The sequence below is a fragment of the Streptosporangium sp. H13245 genome (assembly GCF_055690525.1).
In genome coordinates, this window is record NZ_JBSZKT010000083.1 from 1 (window position 1) to 832 (window position 832).

Here is an 832-nt window from a genome sequence, read left to right on the forward strand (position 1 = left end):
ACAACTCCGCCCGAGCCCCCACATCCACCCCGCGGGTCGGCTCGTCCAGCAGCAACAACTTGCGGTTGTTCAACAACCACCGGGCCAGCACCGCCTTCTGCTGGTTACCGCCCGACAACGTCTTGATCGGCCGCTCCGGATCAGCAGGCCGGATGTCCAGCGCCTGCACCATCTCCCGCGCGTCAGCCGCCTCACGGCGCCGGTCCATCCAGCCCAGCCGCGAATACCGGCCCAAACTCGCCAGGCTGATGTTGCGCGACACACTCTGGTCCAGCAGCAACGCCTGCGCCTTACGCTCCTCCGGCGCCAGCCCCATGCCCAGCCGCACCGCACCGGTCGTACCACCACCCCGGCGCACCGGCTTGCCCTCCAGCACCACCTGCCCGGAGAAGCGCCGCGCCCCGTACACCGCCTCGATGATCTCCGAGCGGCCCGAGCCGACCAGACCGGCCAAACCCACGATCTCCCCGGCCCGCACCGAGAACGACACGTCCGAGACGATCCCGGGGACGGTGAGGTTCTCGACCCGCAGCACCTCGTTCCCGGCGGCGGGTTCCGCGCGGCGCGGCGGGAAGACGTACTCGACGTTGCGGCCGGTCATCAGCGACACCACCTGCGAGGTCGGCGTCTCCTTCGCGGGCAGGCCCACCGCGACCGTGCGACCGTCCTTCAGGACCGTCACCCGATCCCCGATCTCGCGGATCTCCTCCAGCCGATGCGAGATGTAGACCACCGCCACATCCTGAGCCGTCAGCTCCCGGATGATCCGGAACAGGTTGCCCACCTCGTCATGGGCCAGCGCCGCCGACGGCTCGTCCATGATGATCAACCG

The 832-nt window shown here is 69.4% G+C and carries 1 protein-coding gene; it reads right to left on the reverse strand.

The features are described 5' to 3' along the window. A partial coding sequence (locus tag ACW9TB_RS39335; protein WP_472753210.1) for an ATP-binding cassette domain-containing protein occupies positions 1-820 on the reverse strand: 820 nt, incomplete at its 3' end. Positions 821-832 lie beyond the last annotated feature (12 nt).